The organism is Bacillus sp. ATD (genome assembly GCF_050585765.1).
GTDB lineage: Bacteria > Bacillota > Bacilli > Bacillales > Bacillaceae > Bacillus > Bacillus stercoris.
In genome coordinates this window covers 51188-67018 of the sequence record NZ_JBOBQH010000003.1, presented here as the reverse complement: position 1 = coordinate 67018, position 15831 = coordinate 51188, and the positions used below count along the sequence as shown (strand labels likewise).

Genomic DNA, 15831 nt, shown 5'->3' with positions numbered 1-15831 from the left:
TTGACTGAAAATGCTTTTAGAATTATGATAATATCAGAAGTGACAATAATATGACAAAAACATCACTACAACATAACAATTAATGGCTTATGTTATTGATTAAAAATGCAAACGATTACAAACGCAGAAATCTAAGATCGAGATGACATTAGTTTTGTATCAATATCCACACTGAAAGAGCTTATTAAGTATTCTTAATAAAGGCAGGGGAGATGGATATGAATGAACATCGAAATCGAAGGTTGAAATTAATAATGATCTCAGCAACTTTTGGAGGACTTCTCTTTGGGTATGACACCGGAGTTATAAATGGAGCTTTGCCTTTTATGGCAAGACCAGATCAGCTTCATTTAACAGCGGTTACAGAAGGGCTTGTTACGAGTATTCTTTTATTAGGTGCGGCGTTTGGAGCGTTGTTATGCGGAAGATTAGCTGATCGATATGGCCGCCGTAAAATGATCCTTAATCTCTCTTTTTTATTTTTCTTGGCATCACTTGGGACAGCGTTTGCACCTAGTGTTTTCATCATGGCGGTCTTTCGTTTTTTATTGGGACTGGCTGTTGGGGGAGCTTCAGCGATGGTACCGGCCTTTTTAGCAGAAATGGCACCGCATGAGAAGAGAGGACGTATGGTAACCCAAAATGAACTAATGATTGTTGGCGGGCAATTTTTAGCATATGTTTTTAATGCCATCCTTGGTGTAACAATGGCAAATACGGGACATGTTTGGAGATACATGCTAGTCATTTGTGCCGTTCCGGCTATCATGTTATTTGCCAGTATGCTTAAGGTACCAGAAAGCCCGAGATGGCTAATCTCCAAAGGTAAAAAAAATGAAGCACTGCGTGTTCTTAAACAAATTCGTGAAGATAAACGTGCAGAAGCTGAATATCGAGAAATTCAAAAAGCGGTAGAAAAAGATACACAGCTTGAGAAGGAATCGCTCAAGGACTTTTCTACCCCATGGCTGCGCCGTCTTTTGCTGATTGGAATCGGTGTAGCCATCGTGAATCAAATTACAGGTGTGAACTCGATTATGTATTATGGCACACAAATCCTTAAAGAATCCGGTTTTGGCACAAAAGCGGCTTTAATCGCTAATATTGGGAATGGGCTGATATCCGTTATTGCAGTTATATTTGGGATTTGGCTGGTCGGAAAAGTAAGGCGGCGTCCAATATTGTTGATTGGTTTGGCGGGGACGACTACAGCGCTCCTATTGATTGCGATTTTCTCAATTGTGCTTGATGGATCTATGGCACTTCCTTATGTAGTGCTTTCTTTGACCGTTTTATTTCTTGCCTTTATGCAAGGGTGTGTAGGACCTGTGACTTGGCTGGTCATAGCGGAAATATTTCCTCAAAGATTGAGAGGACTTGGTTCTGGGATAAGTGTTTTTTTTCTCTGGTTATTAAACTTTGTGATTGGTTTTGCTTTCCCGATCTTGCTTAGTTCTGTAGGGTTGTCTTTTACATTCTTTATATTCGTGGCTTTAGGTGTATTGGCAATTGGTTTTGTGTACAAATTCATGCCGGAAACAAAGGGGCGTACACTTGAAGAACTAGAAGAGCATTTCCGTTTTCGACATGATCATAATACTCACGAACAATCAGTTATTAAGGTATAAATATGTTGAACATCTCTCTTCTTAGAGGAGGGATTTTTGTTTAGCTTCAGAAAAAACAAAATCCCTCTGCCAGAGGGATTTTGATTCAGCATGTTAAGATGTTCTACACGTATAATACAGGAGTTGATACTTTGAAAATCTCGCCATCTCTTATATAAAAACGAGGGATGCGGCGGCTTAATGTAGACACCACTTCATAGTTAATCGTATTGAGCATTTCAGCCACTTCATCAACGGAAATCTCAGCTCCTTTTTGCTTACCGTAAATTACGACTTCTACTCCTTGTTCACCTTCACCGTTTTCTCCTAAACTGACCATGATCATATCCATTGTTACTCTTCCCGCTACAGGCACTCGTTTTCCGCGGTGAAGAACAAACCCGCGATTGGAAAGGGCACGAGAATAGCCGTCAGCATAGCCGATCGGGATTGTAGCAATTACTTCATTAGGTTCTGCAACGTATGTAGCACCATAGCTAACGGTTCGGGGCTCTGTCCGCATGGTTTTGACATAAGCGATGCGCGCTTTTAAACTTAGCGCAGGTTCAAGCTTAACGAGATGTAGTTGTTTAATATAGGAAGAAGGATATAAACCATATAAGCCGATACCTAAACGGATCATATCAGCGCTAAATTCCGGAAATGCGATAGCTGCAGCTGTGTTGCACATATGCACGGTGGGCAGCTCAATCCCTTGTTCTTTTAAAAAGCTGAGAAAATTGATGAATTTTTCGTGCTGCAGCTTTGTGAGTGTTGTGTCTGGTTCATCAGCTGTTGAAAAATGTGTAAAAATCCCTGTCCACCTGAGAAATTCGCTTGCCTTTAGGGTTTTCACTACTGCTAAAAGCTCTTCCTTTGTGCGTACACCTAATCGTCCCATGCCGGTATCCATGTTAATATGAATAGCCAGCCGATCAGTACTTGCTTCTTTCTCCAATATCTCGTTTGCTTCTTTTATCCAATCAACCTGAAATGCTGATAATGTTATATTCCAAGCCGCTGACTTCTTCACACAACTAAGGGACGTAAAACCAAGCACAAGGATAGGTGCTGTAATCCCCGCTTTTCGTAAAACGATTCCTTCCTCCACGCTGGCAACAGCGAGCTCACTCGCCCCGTGTTCAAGTGCATGACGCGCCACTTCTATAGACCCGTGACCATAACCGTTCGCTTTTACGACAGCCATAATTTTGCTCTTATGTGGAATATGACGGCGGATCGCTCGCAAATTCTTTTTAACGGCATCAAGATTGACTTCGATCCAAACTTCTCGGCAAAGCTTAATCATCAACGCTTCCTTCCTTCTTATGGATTGTAACTACCACCTATTGCCGCAAGAATAAATGTTAATTGTTGGATGATTCGATCTTATTTTATTCAGCTTCATTTGAAATCATTCAACAGCAGATCCATGTGATACGAAAAGGTGCTAATCAATGTTCGAATAGCAAATACGGATAAACGAGGCTTGTAAGGGGATGAGAATGGATATGGAGGCTGAGGATATGAGAAGTACAACTAATCAAAAATAATCTGCAGTGATTATTTGTTTTGGTACACTCTCATAGGAGGAATGATAACCAGAAATCAAACAGGGAGGTTTCACCGTTCTCAATAACAAGGGATACCGATTAGAGTGTTGAACACTATGACGGAGCAAACTGGCCAGAACATGAAGATGATTCAAGCGAAAAAGCACGGTCTGCAGAGAATAGAACAAGAAAGACACTTTATATAAAGATACTGACTGAGCCTAGAGGAAGGGGAGCGCCTAAGGTATGAACATTAGAAGAACCTTTTAAATGAGAAGGACTGAGAAAATTCTGTAAAAGATAATCCGTTCAAAAAGCAGTCGATTCCTTGTTCCATAAACCTGACATCAGAGTATATAATTAAATTCGTATTCAAAAAATCGTTTAAGTAAGGGGTATACATGAAAAGGGGAGTTAGTTTTCAAATACCGAATGAATATGGAAATTTTCTATGGAGAATACTGCAGCCAGTAGACATAGCTCATTATAAGTGGCAAACGAGTGGTGAATCTTATTTTGTAGTAGACGGAGAGCTCGATAATGAGGAGCTTTTTCATGACTTTGCTATTGTTGAAGGGGCGGATTTTGCGCAACTATTAAAAACGAATCAGTACTATACCATTTTCGTTGAATTGAAAGCATTTCCACATGGAAAAACAGTTAATCAAGTCAATACATATGAAGAGTTTGCTGACAGTGATTGCGAATTTGTACTTTTGATAGCAGATAATAGCTACGTTTCGATTTACTGTAAAAACAAAAATACCATTGAAAAACTTTATTTTAATGCTTTACACAATGATTTTGAAGACGTTCAGTTTATAACTGATGAAAATGACACAAGAACAGGCCTTACTGTATGATAGCCAATAAAATAAAAGGAGCTAATACATAACAATGCAAATTAAAATCAAATATCTAGATGAAACACAAACAAGAATCAGCAAAATTGAGAAGGGAGACTGGATCGATCTTCGAGCAGCTGAAGATGTAACAATCAAAAAAGATGAATTTAAGCTTGTCCCATTAGGTGTAGCAATGGAGCTGCCAGAAGGTTACGAAGCACATGTCGTTCCTCGGTCAAGCACATATAAGAACTTTGGCGTTATTCAAACAAATTCAATGGGTGTTATCGATGAGTCATACAAGGGAGACAACGATTTTTGGTTCTTTCCTGCTTATGCATTGCGCGATACTGAAATTAAGAAGGGTGATCGTATCTGTCAGTTTAGAATCATGAAGAAAATGCCGGCGGTTGAATTGGTTGAAGTTGAGCATTTGGGAAACGAGGATAGAGGAGGACTCGGTTCAACAGGTACTAAGTAAACAAAATAAATCCTTGGCTGTCTTCATGATGTGTGATTGATCAATGCAGATTACAGCCAAGGTACATATTATCTAATTTGATCAGCAAATGATTAAATGTTTATTGAGGTCCTATTTTTATTTTTATAGCGATTAGCTAGTCTTTTATAATACATGCTTAATATGTAAAAGAACCAATAGCCTAACAAAGTCCCTAAGGTGTTAAGCATTAAATCATCCACGTCAAAACTTCTGTAAACAGATTTTATATACACTGAATACGAAAGCTGTGTTAGTTCAATAAACAAAGAAATGAAAAATCCAATTAGTAATATTTTTTTAAGGTTATTAAGCTTTTCAAATAACAGTGGAAATAAAAAGCCAACTGGGAGCAGTAATATCAGGTTTCCTCCGATTGATCTGATTACATAAAATTGTAGGCCTTCGTGATAAACATCTACAAAGAAATAAAATGGGATGAAGTTATTCCCTGATACAAATGGGAGATAAGAGTCGTACCTCATATCTTTTATTAAACCAGCATCTACGGGCAGAGGAAATAATGTAACACTTATCAAATTGAAAAAGTAAACCAATAAACAAAAGATAACGATATGCTTATGTATGGGTAATCGATCTTTTTTAAAAAGGGCTCGTTTAATGAGTCGATAAACTAGAAAGCAAAAATAGAGGACCATTAAAAATGGCAAGAGAAAAGACGAGTCGAGCATAAGTACACCACAATTTCCTTTTTGATTCATTTTAACACAAATAGGAAAATGAAGGAATTTCCAAAATAAAAGAATGTTTGATCAGAGGGCAAATAAAAACTAGGATATCATCAACTTAACCAAGTTAAATGGTGTGTCTGGGTTAAAACTTGCGGTAACTAAAAGCAATGTGACAGACTATGTTATGGAGAAATACCGATGTAAAAGAGGGGGTAACTCCTCTTTACACACAAAGGGATGGAATAAGAATCTCATTTTATCGGTGCGTGCTTACTATTTGCGATAATATTGTATTCGTAATATATTATGCCAAGCAACTGAAAATGAAGGAAGGAAATGAATTGCCATGACTCAATTCGATAAACAATACAACTCAATCATAAATGACATTATAAATAATGGAATCTCAGACGAAGAATTTCAAGTAAGAACAAAGTGGGACTCAGATGGAACACCGGCTCATACACTAAGCGTGATTAGTAAGCAAATGAGATTCGACAACTCAGAGGTTCCGATTTTAACGACAAAAAAAGTTGCCTGGAAAACAGCCATTAAAGAATTGCTCTGGATTTGGCAGCTGAAATCGAACGATGTTAATGATTTAAACAAGATGGGCGTACATATTTGGGATCAGTGGAAACAAGAAGATGGCACCATTGGTCATGCATATGGATTTCAGCTGGGGAAGAAAAACAGAAATTTAAATGGAGAAAAGGTGGATCAGGTTGATTATCTTCTTCATCAATTGAAGAACAATCCGTCTTCACGCAGACACATTACAATGCTGTGGAATCCTGATGAATTAGACGCAATGGCCTTAACACCATGTGTATACGAGACACAGTGGTATGTAAAACAAGGGAAACTCCACCTTGAGGTAAGAGCGCGGAGCAATGACATGGCGTTGGGGAATCCGTTCAATGTATTTCAGTATAATGTGTTGCAGCGCATGATTGCTCAAGTGACTGGCTATGAGCTTGGTGAATATATTTTTAACATTGGGGATTGCCATGTGTACACCCGTCATATAGACAATTTGAAAATCCAGATGGAAAGAGAACAGTTTGAAGCACCGGAACTATGGATCAATCCTGAAGTGAAAGATTTTTATGATTTTACAATCGATGATTTTAAGTTAATCAACTATAAGCATGGGGACAAGCTTTCATTTGAGGTAGCAGTTTAATGTTGCTAATTTCATTAAGAAATCTGGAAGATGAATAAAAATCGAAGGACAAATACGTATAATACATAAAAAAGATTAACTGTACAGTTAATCTTTTTTATTCAGAAGAAAATATCCTAATTTTGAAACTAAATATAAAGTAAAAGCAATCATTAAAGTTCTTGATATCACAATTCCGTGAATAGCGAGATCATATCCAGCAGGTACCAACGCATTTGTATTACACATAAAATATATCGATATTAGAAGTGCTACTATAACTAAAATCATTCCAAAAAGACTTGTTTTTTCATATTTCATACCAATATTCACCCTTTTTAAAGTTTGGTTTGAACAAAAGAGCTGAAGATACGAGCTATGAGCAGTATGCTCCATAAAAAACCGCCAGCAATGCTGGCGGCCTTTTGCTGCTTCGTTTATTTATTAACAGAGATTGTAACGTTATTTCCTGAAACCGAAACCTTTGCGAAATCCTGTGTATCTACCACAGGAGTGATAGCTTTATTGTCGATTGTGATGCTGTTAAAAGATGTCGAAAAGGCTGTTTTGATGGCATCACGCTGGCTTTCATAAGAAACTGCTGCAGTAGCAAGTGTTTTCCATTTTGAAATCGTGCCGATGTTGGTCCCTTGAATTTCTGTGATAATTCGTCCGGTATAGCCGTCATTGTTCGTTCCCCAAAGGGTCATGCGCGTATTGCCGTTTAAATTTTTATAGATTGTCATTTGGACTGTGCTTCCAGGGCGGAAGCCTTTATTGTATGTGAACTTGTCTTTTCCTTCGATGTACGTTTCTTCATTTTTGGACCCTACCTTCATGAGGGGCTTCCAGACGTTGTATTGCTTGCTGTACTGAAGCCCGATATCTGCCTCAGTTCCACTTGTTGCCCTAAATCCTGAATAAATATAAGGAGTAGAGACCGTATCATATTTTACAGTGTCAGGAAGATTGATTTTAGCTGTGAAAACGGCGCCTGTACTATTCAGATAGGCGCGGCCGCCGATTCCCTTAGGCAGCTGGGAGGCTGCTTTTGCGACTTGAGCATCTGCCGCGGGCAAGCCTGGTATACCTGATGGAAGTGTTCCGAAAAGAATGGCTGTTCCTACTGCACCTGCAATCAATACTTTTTTCACTCAAATTCCCCCTTTTGATAGTGATTTCGTCATTTATTATACCTTATTTTGGAACTGGATTTATGTATATAAATCGACAAAATATTTCATTTTGAGTGATGTAAGGGACGAAACGTTTCTGAAATCTGAAAGCTATATACCTTTAACAAAGGAAATAATAAGATCATAATCGTTTTAACCGATTTGAAATTTTCCTCATAATAAAAGCACAAATGCTTAAAGAAACGATAATCAAAAGAATGCGCGCTATCGTTTCCCAGCCTGTAAAAAAGGGGTGCTGTTTCATCAATGTCTGTCCTTGTAACATGATAAAAGCACAGATACCGACTAAGAAAAGAAAACAAATGCTTAGGATTGCTAACGCTTTACATGAGGATGTTTTCATTTCATCTTTAAAATACAGCAATACGAAAACAAAGCAGCTAACATTGGCGATTGTTCTTATCACCTCAAAGCTTGTCATGGCAACTGATATAAATAGACAAAGTAAAATGAGATAAAATACGATGTTTCTAGACAAACAACCTCTCCTTTTATGTGTGATACTCTAAGAGTTTATAAACATTTCTTTGTAACTGCAATACTTGGAAATCGAATTGAATCTGCCTATATAAGAACTAAATAAACTATGTACTAAATATTCATCATTCTTTTTTTAATTCAGTCACCAAGGTTTTTAAAGAAAGTGAAGGGAAGCTTCAAGATGATAGTGCCCAAAAAAGCCCGGCATTAGCCGGGGAAAAGTGAAAACGAGGAGATGTGAATGGAGTTTAGTAATGTTTCTTATGCTTTTTATACTCTACAACATAATCATAGTCTTTTTTGTCGTGATCATAATATTTTTTATCGTAATCACAGTCATCATCTTTCTTATGATAGTCATCATCTTTCTTATGATAGTCATCATATTTTTTGTCATAATCACAGTCGTCATCTTTTTTATCATGGTGGTATTTTTTATCATATTCGTAATACTTTTTATAATACGTTTTTTTGACCGTATAATACTCTTCTTTATATTTTTTGTAATAACCCATATATACTCCTCCTTTATTTATAATACGTTTTATTATACGGCGAGTTGATTTTGCGGCTTGGACAGTTAAAATCATAGAAGGAAAAAAGGGCTGTCCAAATGGAAGAAAAAAGACAGGTGACATAGAAACAAATCAAAATAAAGAGCCGATTTTTCATCGGCCCAAACGATATATCTTATATTTGTTTGTCTTCTTTGTTGTCTGCATCACTTTTTCTTAAATCCTGAGTCAGTCCGCTGGTTGCTTGTTTAAATTCTGATAAGGCTTTTCCTGCTGCACGGCCAAGCGCCGGCAGTTTATCAGGTCCAAACACTAAAAAACCTACAAACAAAATAACGAGTATTTTTGTGAAGCTTAATTCCATATCCCTTTCCTCCTGATTGAAGTACAACCTTTTACACAAATTATAAGAGATGGCAGTTCAAATGGGAATGCATTTATTTTGACAAATTAAAGCCAGCTCAAAAGCGGATTCTTAAAACGGCTGCTGCTGAATATAATATCCAATGCCCTGCTTAAGATGATTGAAATAAAGGAGAGGTGTGACTGATGAGATTTACTAAGGTATTTGGATTTTTGTCTGTTTTAGGGCTGGCGGCTGTTTTTCCATTAACGGCACAAGCAGAAAAAGCGGGAACTGCGGGAGCTGGAGAGTGGGAAAAATTGGGGACTTACACATATACCTACTCAAGTCCCACGGTATACTCAAGCGGAGGAGATTTTAGAGTGTGCCTTTCAGGAAGCACTCCTTTTTCTGTCTCACTGCACTTATATGAGGATGATGCCGGTGACAATCCTGATGATTATGTAGGGTCAAACTATTTTTCACCCGGAGAATGCTACACCTTTGGCAGTATTGGAAAATTTGTAGACGGGAGCAATAACAAGGCTGAGTTTTTTGTCACCGATTACTCTGGAAAATCTAAAGCGGTTACGTTTTATGATTGATGTGCTCAAATTGTGAAGTACAACCCTTTGTTAAAAACAAAAAAGAGAGAGGTATCTCTCTCTTTTTTTATTCTTCGACAGCCTTACGAAGCCGTTCATTTACGATGCCAGTCCAGCCGCCATCCATCTTATCGCGAATGACGGAGCTTTTCTCGTTGGCTTTGCCGATCAATTCATTCGGCTCTTTCCAGCCGCCGTGAATAAGGGTAAGCATCGTTTTTTCCCCCAAGTCTTCTAATTGAAAGGTAACGACCCATCCTTCTGTATCCCATTCAAAAGAAAGTTCAGTTGGAGCTTGAACAGCCAAAACCTTACAAGGGGACGGTCCAAACGGTGATTGCAAGTGGAATTCTTGTCCTTCTTTGAGCTGAAAGTCATTGGGCATAAACCACTTGGCAATGCCTTCTGAAGTGGAGACTGTCTCCCAGACTTTCTGAATGGGAGCCTCCAGGGTAATGCTTTTCGTAATATCTGGTAATGTATTTTTATGATTTTGAACCATTTTGTTTACCTCTTGACATATGATGTTTTTTCAATTTAATCATATAATAACTAATAAGATCATGTCCATAGCTTGCATTGTTTATGCTGCAGCTGCTGATGAATAGTGTATCAGCCGAAAATGTATAGTTGTGATTGCATTCTTGCTTATGTTTGAATCAGGTTCCTGTTCAGCCCATTTATTTTGCGCGATTTTGCTGTGCTTATCAGTTTTGTTTTAATAGTAAATCTCATTTTTCTAAAACAGGAGGTTTTTTATGCTTGGAAAAATCAAAGCAGCCATTGATAACAGTCCAGGGAAGCCAGCCAGAATCGTAGTTAGTGAAAAAGCGTTTCAGCAATTAAAGGAAGAAATGCGCTTTGTTTACGTATCCAAACCGAAAACGATAATGGGGATTCCTGTGGAAGTTTCAGATCAGGCAGAAAGCTTCAAACTGGAATTTTAGTTGATCCGAGGCTGTCTAAAAATGTTCAATTTGATTTCTTGAAAGCATGATGAAATGTTCATCATGATATGTGCGCAGTAATCTTCACTCATGACTACAACTTTTAAATGCAGGCTAAACACTTCTTGGTCCCGCCTTAACACAAAGGGACGGTTAAAACTCAATAATGAATCACAAGGAAGAGAAGGAAACCTCTCTTCTCTTTTTTTTTTTGCATTTTTAGGATTAAGATGCTTTTTTTGGAGAGGTATACACTTATCAAATCGACCAATATGCTAATATAGGAATTGCTTGAAATAGAAGGGAGGAGGAGCTATGAGACAGAAACCGATTTATGTAGAAATCGAAATGAATTCTGATTTGGATACACTCTGGGAATATACACAAAATCCATCACTGCATAAGGAGTGGGATCTCCGGTTTTCAAATATCACGTATTTGGATAGACAGCCATGCGAAAAACAGAAGTTTCTTTACGAAACAAGAATAGGTTTTGGGTTAAAGGTGTCAGGTACAGGAGAAACAGTCGGCGTTTTCGACAAATGTTCAGCTGAAAGATCTTCCTCACTGGCTTTCGGCTCAAATCATCCGTTATCTCTGATTCGGCATGGAAGCGGGTACTGGAGGTATATACAGAGAGAAAATGGGAAAATGACGTTTTTAACACAGTACCAATATAAAACAGCCTACGGACTGCCGGGAATGTGGATCGATCGTTTATTATTTCGGCCGCTGCTTGGATGGGCGACTGCCTGGAGCTTTGATGCATTAAGGGTTTGGATTGAGCAAAATAAACATCCGAAACATTTCATTCGATCTGCTGTCGTCTATGTGTTCATGTGCCTGTTTTTCAGCCTGTTTTGGTTTAATCAAGGCTTTACAGATGTTGAAACAAGCATTTTGGCAGGGACAGCGGAGATAGGTTTAGCTATTTTGTGGCTGATTCCTTTAAAAAGAAAATGGATCATTCATGGTGTCCAGGCTTGTATCTTTGCTTTGTTCGCTTGTCTAGGTTCCGAGACGCTCATATGGGTTCTGTTGAGTGTGTGTTCTGCGGCAAGCGGTGCTCTTAGCCTGCAGCTCCCTAGTGCCATGCGCACAAATCGAAAGAGAAAGAAGTGACATTGTGAGTTCGATTTATGAAAAATCAATTATTAACTACCATTTGCTCCATCCCAAGCTGCGGAAACGGTACCAATTAGACGGGTCTCATACCTTTAGCGGGACGGGAACGATGTCAGAAATCAGCGGAGGCTCTTTTCTGGTTAGAATGCTGTTAAAGCTGGGCGTTTTGTTCAGGTGTTTCTTTTCAGAAAGAGGCAAAGACATCCCATTTACGATACAAAATAGATCTTGCCTTATGAACTCGGAACATATCGGGATAGAATGGAACCGTACATTTTTCTTTAAAGGCAAAAAACGTTTCTTTGACGCGATTATGATATACGACGAGAAAGAAAATAGAATCCTTGATTTCTTCGGCAAACCTCATCTGCTGCTGTCTGTTTTGTCGTTCGAGGCATCTCATGTCGGCTCTCTTACGATCACATCGGGAAAGCAATGGCTACTGATATGCGGAAAACGAATCCCGCTGCCAAAATGGCTGACAGGTACATCCGTAGTTTGCGAAACATTTGATGAAAGAAAGAATTGTTTCACCATTGAAGTGCATGTGCGAAATACAATTCTCGGCACTCTTTTCTTTTATAAAGGAACGTTTCAGGAGGAAGAGAGGGAATCATGAAACGAAATGGCATTGTCAGTGCGCTTTGTTTTATAGGATTTATTGCAGCAGAAGCACCGGATATTTCAGTGGCAGAGGCACTCGTTTTGTTATCCATTCTTTTTTTCGTGCCGGGAATTTTCCCTTTTGTTTTTCGTCAATCGCAGCTTCGTGCTGCTCAATTCATTGAATACGGGCTAATCCATTGCTATCCGGCAGCCGCGTTCTTTGCAGTGCTGGCTCTTGTGACAGAGATTGGTGGTTTCGCGCTAATCTGGTGGATATACACAGTTTTTATTGCATTGTATGCGATCCTCCGCCTTTGGGAAACAAAGATACATAGAATCGAAGAGACATCTGTTTTGTTCGGTCTTATTTATTTGGCGGGAGGAGGATTTTGGTTTTTTGCTTATGCTGACCATTTGCAGATCATGCAATTTGGCCCTCTCATCATTTTGCTGACCGCTGTCCACTTTCACTATTCTGCTTTTCTGATCCCGATCTTCAACGGTTTACTCGGCAGAACCATTAGAAAGCATCGTATGTTGTACAGTTGGATAACATGGGTGATTTTGCTTTCGCCCCTTCTGATCGCACTGGGCATAACCTATTCAAAAACACTTGATGTCATTGCGGTTGGCATTTATATGGCGGCGATTTATCTTCATGGATTTTTGGTGTTCACGGCAGCTTTTCGCACCAAGACGGGGGCATTTCTTATTCGGCTTTCTTCCGCTGTTTTAATGATTACGATTGCTTTCTCGATGATTTATTCATTTGGTGTATTTCGGCAAGAAGTTACATTGACCATTAATCAGATGATTTGGATTCACGGTTTTGTAAACGCGTTTGGTGTTATCTTGCCCGCTCTCATAGGATGGAGAATAGAGGATCCGAAGCCTTTTGATGCAGGCCGTATAAAGACCTTCAGCCATATCTTCGGAAAAAGAAAGATTGGAAAAGACTTTTTAGCTAACATTCAAGCTGAGAGTAACGTCCAGTACAGCGGACTTGTGGACGATATGGGCAGCCTTCGTTCAAAGGATTTTTCACCTGAAAAACTGGCACCGCTCATTCTTTCGTTTTATGAACAAACCATCGAATACAATATCAAAGCAAAAGTAACATGGAACACGTGGTTTCGTCCGCTTGCAATTGTTTACGAATGGTTCAGCAGAAGAACCGGCCAAATACATCTTTCGACGAACCCTGACTGGTATAGAATGTACAGCGAAATAAAAGGTGTTCATTCAAAAAAAGACGGAAGAGAAAAAGTACGTGCCTGGATTAGAACAAATGAAAAAAACGAAACCATTTTTACCGCGCTATATTCAGTGTACCGTTCAAATGGAGAGGGGTATATGAATATTTCTTTGCCGCTTCCATTTAGCAGCATGACAGGTATTTTAAAACCATATCATCATCAGGAGAAGCTGATTTTAACAAGCAGGCGGAGAAAAAGCAGAGCGGGGGATGAGGGAATTTATCTGCAAACAAGAGCGGGAACTTGTCCGCTACCTTTATCTGAAACCTTTCTGATAGAAGCTGCACATGACAACAAATTAACCGCTGTTCATCACATGTGGCTCTTTGGAATAAAATTTCTAACTGTTCATTACAGTATGACACATATTACCCGGCCTATTGAAAGAACCTAACATAAAGAAGAAGCTTCGTCTGCCAGTTGCTGCATTTCAAAATTCTGCGCCGCATCTAGACAGGAAAGGAAGAATTTATGATGTTTTATATCAGTTTATTTCTGATTCTTTGGCTGGCTGCGGGGTTTGCTGTGGGAATGAAACAAGTGTATGTCGATCAACTGTTTGATAAAGCTGTGATCGAAAGGCTGGAAAAAGAAGCGAATGATCATGGACACGCTGACCGGATGATCAAACAGCGTGTCCTTTATATCGCAGCAGTGACATTAAGCGGATTTATTTCTGTTTATCATGAACTTAAAACAATTCCGCAAAGGCGAAACATAAGAAAAATTGAAAAAAACATCATGAAATTAAATCAAGCAAAAAAACGAAGAATGAAGAGAAAATAAAAAATGCACAGGCCAAATGGCAGGTGCGTTTTTGTTTTGTATGGAAATGTGGGGAAGTGGTGCCAGATTCCTTTTCATAAATTCAAAAATGAGAAGAACAGCGCCCGGGCTAATGGTATATAATATTGTGAATTTAACAAAAATTTAACAAGGAGGACGAGAGAAATCGTGCTAAAGCCTCAAAGAAACCGACATCCTGTTGATTTGGACTTAGAGGCGGAGTAGATGAAACCGGCCAAAGTATCCCTGCTCCGCCGTTTGCTCCATTCCTTGAAGCATGTTGATTGTAACATAGCCAAACGTTTTCCATCAACTATTAAAATTGTAAAATTATTGTTAATTTTTATGGTGTTTACTCCGATTTCTTCAATTTATGCTGAAGATGTATATCAGAATTTTGAGGAATTAAAAAACAATGAAGACCCTTCTGATTACGACATTGTTACGAAAGAAACCGAAAGCCCTGTACTTGTTTTAGCCATTCACGGAGGAGGTATTGAAGGCGGAACAAGTGAGGTAGCGAGAGAGCTCAGCAAAGAGTACTCGCTGTATTTATTTGAAGGCTTAAAATCGTCGGGAAACTCAGTCCTGCACATTACGAGCACACATTTTGATGAACCTCGGGCCCTGAAAATGACGGAAAATCATGAATATGTCATTTCATTGCACGGATACGCAGAAGAAGATCAGCAGATCGAAGTTGGCGGTACAGATCGCGTAAGAGCGGCAGATTTAGTTGAGAAGCTGCAACATGCCGGTTTTCCTGCTGTATTGCTCAATACAGACCATCCGCATGCGGGCGTTAGTCCAAATAATATTGCAAATAAGTCAAAAACAGGTTTAAGTATCCAGATAGAAATGAGCACAGGCTTTAGAAAGTCTTTGTTCGGCATCTTTTCTTTAAAAAGCAGAGCTGTTACTCAAAATGAGAGGTTTTATGATTTTACAGAAGAGATGTCCCGTTTTCTCAAAAATAGCTACTGAAAAATAGGAGGCAATTTGACAGCCTCCTATTCCTTATGCTTCTCATTCGTTTCGGGAAACAGCTCGTCCGCGGTTTCCGTTTGATACTGCAACGTGTTATCTCTGGCTGACAGTTCATTTCGGAAATTTTCATCAAGCACATTTTTCAGTAAATACCGATGAAAAAAGTATTCAAATACAGTAAGACAGGCAGCGGACAGAAGAGCAGCTCCAAATGGTGAAAAATCGTTTCTTGTTTGGGTTAAAACAAAGACCCAAAGAATCACGAAAGAAAGGCCAAAGTCAGCAAGTGAAGCTGTAATATTGTTTGTTCTCGGTAAGACGAGCATGTCGCCAGATAGATAGGAAACAAAACCCAAGAAAAGTGCAATAAACATCACGCTCAAAAAGGATGCGTGATAGACTCTGTCCAAAATCACATATAAAAGGGCGAGAGTGAAAGCAATCTTTGAAGCAAGCGCAATGATATGTTTCATTTGACCACCTAAATTGTTATTTTTTGAAGAAAATTCTTGGGAGAAACAAGTGATAAACACGGCAATTCGATCTCAGTCATAATGGTCATGACGATTACAGTGATTATTTTAAACAATCCGTTTTTGTTTACACTGGTATTTTTTTCAGCTG

At 38.8% G+C, this 15831-nt stretch carries 20 protein-coding genes; 11 read left to right on the top strand and 9 right to left on the bottom strand.

The features are described from left to right. Positions 1-212 precede the first annotated feature (212 nt). Positions 213-1628: a sugar porter family MFS transporter gene (locus ACQXR1_RS08605; RefSeq protein WP_430771998.1), complete on the top strand. Its 1416-nt coding sequence runs from the start codon at positions 213-215 to the stop codon at positions 1626-1628. Between the two features lie 103 nt (positions 1629-1731). Here the strand turns inward: ACQXR1_RS08605 and alr are convergent, their stop codons facing one another. After that, complete coding sequence (gene alr / locus ACQXR1_RS08600) at positions 1732-2916, bottom strand: alanine racemase (protein WP_430771997.1); 1185 nt, start codon at positions 2914-2916, stop codon at positions 1732-1734. 645 nt (positions 2917-3561) lie between these two features. On the opposite strand from alr, the gene ACQXR1_RS08595 reads away from it, so the two are divergent. Next, the gene (locus ACQXR1_RS08595) at positions 3562-4023 is read left to right on the top strand and encodes a DUF2691 family protein (RefSeq protein WP_014664097.1); all 462 of its coding nucleotides are present in this window, start codon (positions 3562-3564) and stop codon (positions 4021-4023) included. Between the two features lie 34 nt (positions 4024-4057). Beyond that, positions 4058-4486 carry a dUTP diphosphatase DutA gene (dutA, locus tag ACQXR1_RS08590; RefSeq protein WP_069149646.1) on the top strand — a complete coding sequence of 143 codons (429 nt, stop codon included), beginning with the start codon at positions 4058-4060 and terminating at the stop codon, positions 4484-4486. Positions 4487-4578: 92 nt separating this feature from the next. Here dutA and ACQXR1_RS08585 read toward each other — a convergent pair whose 3' ends face one another. Next, positions 4579-5163: a VanZ family protein gene (locus ACQXR1_RS08585; protein ID WP_430772083.1), complete on the bottom strand. Its 585-nt coding sequence runs from the start codon at positions 5161-5163 to the stop codon at positions 4579-4581. A gap of 379 nt (positions 5164-5542) precedes the next feature. On the opposite strand from ACQXR1_RS08585, the gene ACQXR1_RS08580 reads away from it, so the two are divergent. Continuing rightward, positions 5543-6382 (top strand): thymidylate synthase, encoded by an 840-nt coding sequence (locus ACQXR1_RS08580; RefSeq protein WP_136654431.1) that lies wholly within the window; start codon positions 5543-5545, stop codon positions 6380-6382. 87 nt (positions 6383-6469) lie between these two features. Here the strand turns inward: ACQXR1_RS08580 and ACQXR1_RS08575 are convergent, their stop codons facing one another. The 5 genes from ACQXR1_RS08575 to ACQXR1_RS08555 all read right to left on the bottom strand — a co-directional run bounded on the left by ACQXR1_RS08575 (position 6470) and on the right by ACQXR1_RS08555 (position 8916). Beyond that, a complete protein-coding gene (locus ACQXR1_RS08575; RefSeq protein ID WP_014664102.1) occupies positions 6470-6757 on the bottom strand; it encodes a hypothetical protein in 288 nt (95 codons plus the stop codon). 41 nt (positions 6758-6798) lie between these two features. Next, positions 6799-7515: a YrpD family protein gene (locus tag ACQXR1_RS08570; RefSeq protein WP_040083056.1), complete on the bottom strand. Its 717-nt coding sequence runs from the start codon at positions 7513-7515 to the stop codon at positions 6799-6801. Positions 7516-7678: 163 nt separating this feature from the next. Next, positions 7679-8035 (bottom strand): YoqO family protein, encoded by a 357-nt coding sequence (locus ACQXR1_RS08565; protein ID WP_134976505.1) that lies wholly within the window; start codon positions 8033-8035, stop codon positions 7679-7681. Between the two features lie 250 nt (positions 8036-8285). Beyond that, positions 8286-8552, bottom strand: a complete 267-nt coding sequence (locus ACQXR1_RS08560; protein WP_430771996.1) for a spore coat protein C — start codon at positions 8550-8552, stop codon at positions 8286-8288. Positions 8553-8727: 175 nt separating this feature from the next. Next, on the bottom strand, positions 8728-8916 hold the full coding sequence (locus ACQXR1_RS08555) for a twin-arginine translocase TatA/TatE family subunit (protein ID WP_014664108.1): 189 nt from the start codon (positions 8914-8916) through the stop codon (positions 8728-8730). Positions 8917-9101: 185 nt separating this feature from the next. Here ACQXR1_RS08555 and ACQXR1_RS08550 point away from each other — a divergent pair, with 185 nt between their 5' ends. Beyond that, positions 9102-9500 carry a hypothetical protein gene (locus ACQXR1_RS08550; RefSeq protein ID WP_430771995.1) on the top strand — a complete coding sequence of 133 codons (399 nt, stop codon included), beginning with the start codon at positions 9102-9104 and terminating at the stop codon, positions 9498-9500. Positions 9501-9567: 67 nt separating this feature from the next. Here the strand turns inward: ACQXR1_RS08550 and ACQXR1_RS08545 are convergent, their stop codons facing one another. Then, the gene (locus ACQXR1_RS08545; protein WP_069149652.1) at positions 9568-10002 is read right to left on the bottom strand and encodes an SRPBCC family protein; all 435 of its coding nucleotides are present in this window, start codon (positions 10000-10002) and stop codon (positions 9568-9570) included. A 256-nt stretch (positions 10003-10258) separates the two neighbouring features. Here ACQXR1_RS08545 and ACQXR1_RS08540 point away from each other — a divergent pair, with 256 nt between their 5' ends. From ACQXR1_RS08540 to pghL, 6 genes are all read left to right on the top strand, one after another. Further along, positions 10259-10447 carry a hypothetical protein gene (locus ACQXR1_RS08540; RefSeq protein WP_014664111.1) on the top strand — a complete coding sequence of 63 codons (189 nt, stop codon included), beginning with the start codon at positions 10259-10261 and terminating at the stop codon, positions 10445-10447. A 315-nt stretch (positions 10448-10762) separates the two neighbouring features. Continuing rightward, on the top strand, positions 10763-11569 hold the full coding sequence (locus ACQXR1_RS08535) for a hypothetical protein (protein WP_430771994.1): 807 nt from the start codon (positions 10763-10765) through the stop codon (positions 11567-11569). A 4-nt stretch (positions 11570-11573) separates the two neighbouring features. Further along, entirely contained in the window at positions 11574-12191 is a 618-nt protein-coding gene (locus ACQXR1_RS08530; protein WP_243571805.1) for a DUF4166 domain-containing protein, read from the top strand. Further along, a complete protein-coding gene (locus tag ACQXR1_RS08525) occupies positions 12188-13828 on the top strand; it encodes a YndJ family protein (RefSeq protein WP_430771993.1) in 1641 nt (546 codons plus the stop codon). Before ACQXR1_RS08530 ends, ACQXR1_RS08525 begins: the two co-directional genes overlap by 4 nt. Before the next feature lie 77 nt (positions 13829-13905). Next, positions 13906-14220: a hypothetical protein gene (locus ACQXR1_RS08520; RefSeq protein WP_040083045.1), complete on the top strand. Its 315-nt coding sequence runs from the start codon at positions 13906-13908 to the stop codon at positions 14218-14220. 225 nt (positions 14221-14445) lie between these two features. Then, positions 14446-15204 (top strand): gamma-polyglutamate hydrolase PghL, encoded by a 759-nt coding sequence (gene pghL / locus ACQXR1_RS08515; RefSeq protein ID WP_040083043.1) that lies wholly within the window; start codon positions 14446-14448, stop codon positions 15202-15204. Between the two features lie 26 nt (positions 15205-15230). On the opposite strand, the gene ACQXR1_RS08510 is transcribed toward pghL, so the two are convergent. Continuing rightward, positions 15231-15680, bottom strand: coding sequence for a YndM family protein (locus tag ACQXR1_RS08510; RefSeq protein ID WP_014664120.1), 450 nt, complete (start codon positions 15678-15680; stop codon positions 15231-15233). Positions 15681-15831: the final 151 nt, after the last annotated feature.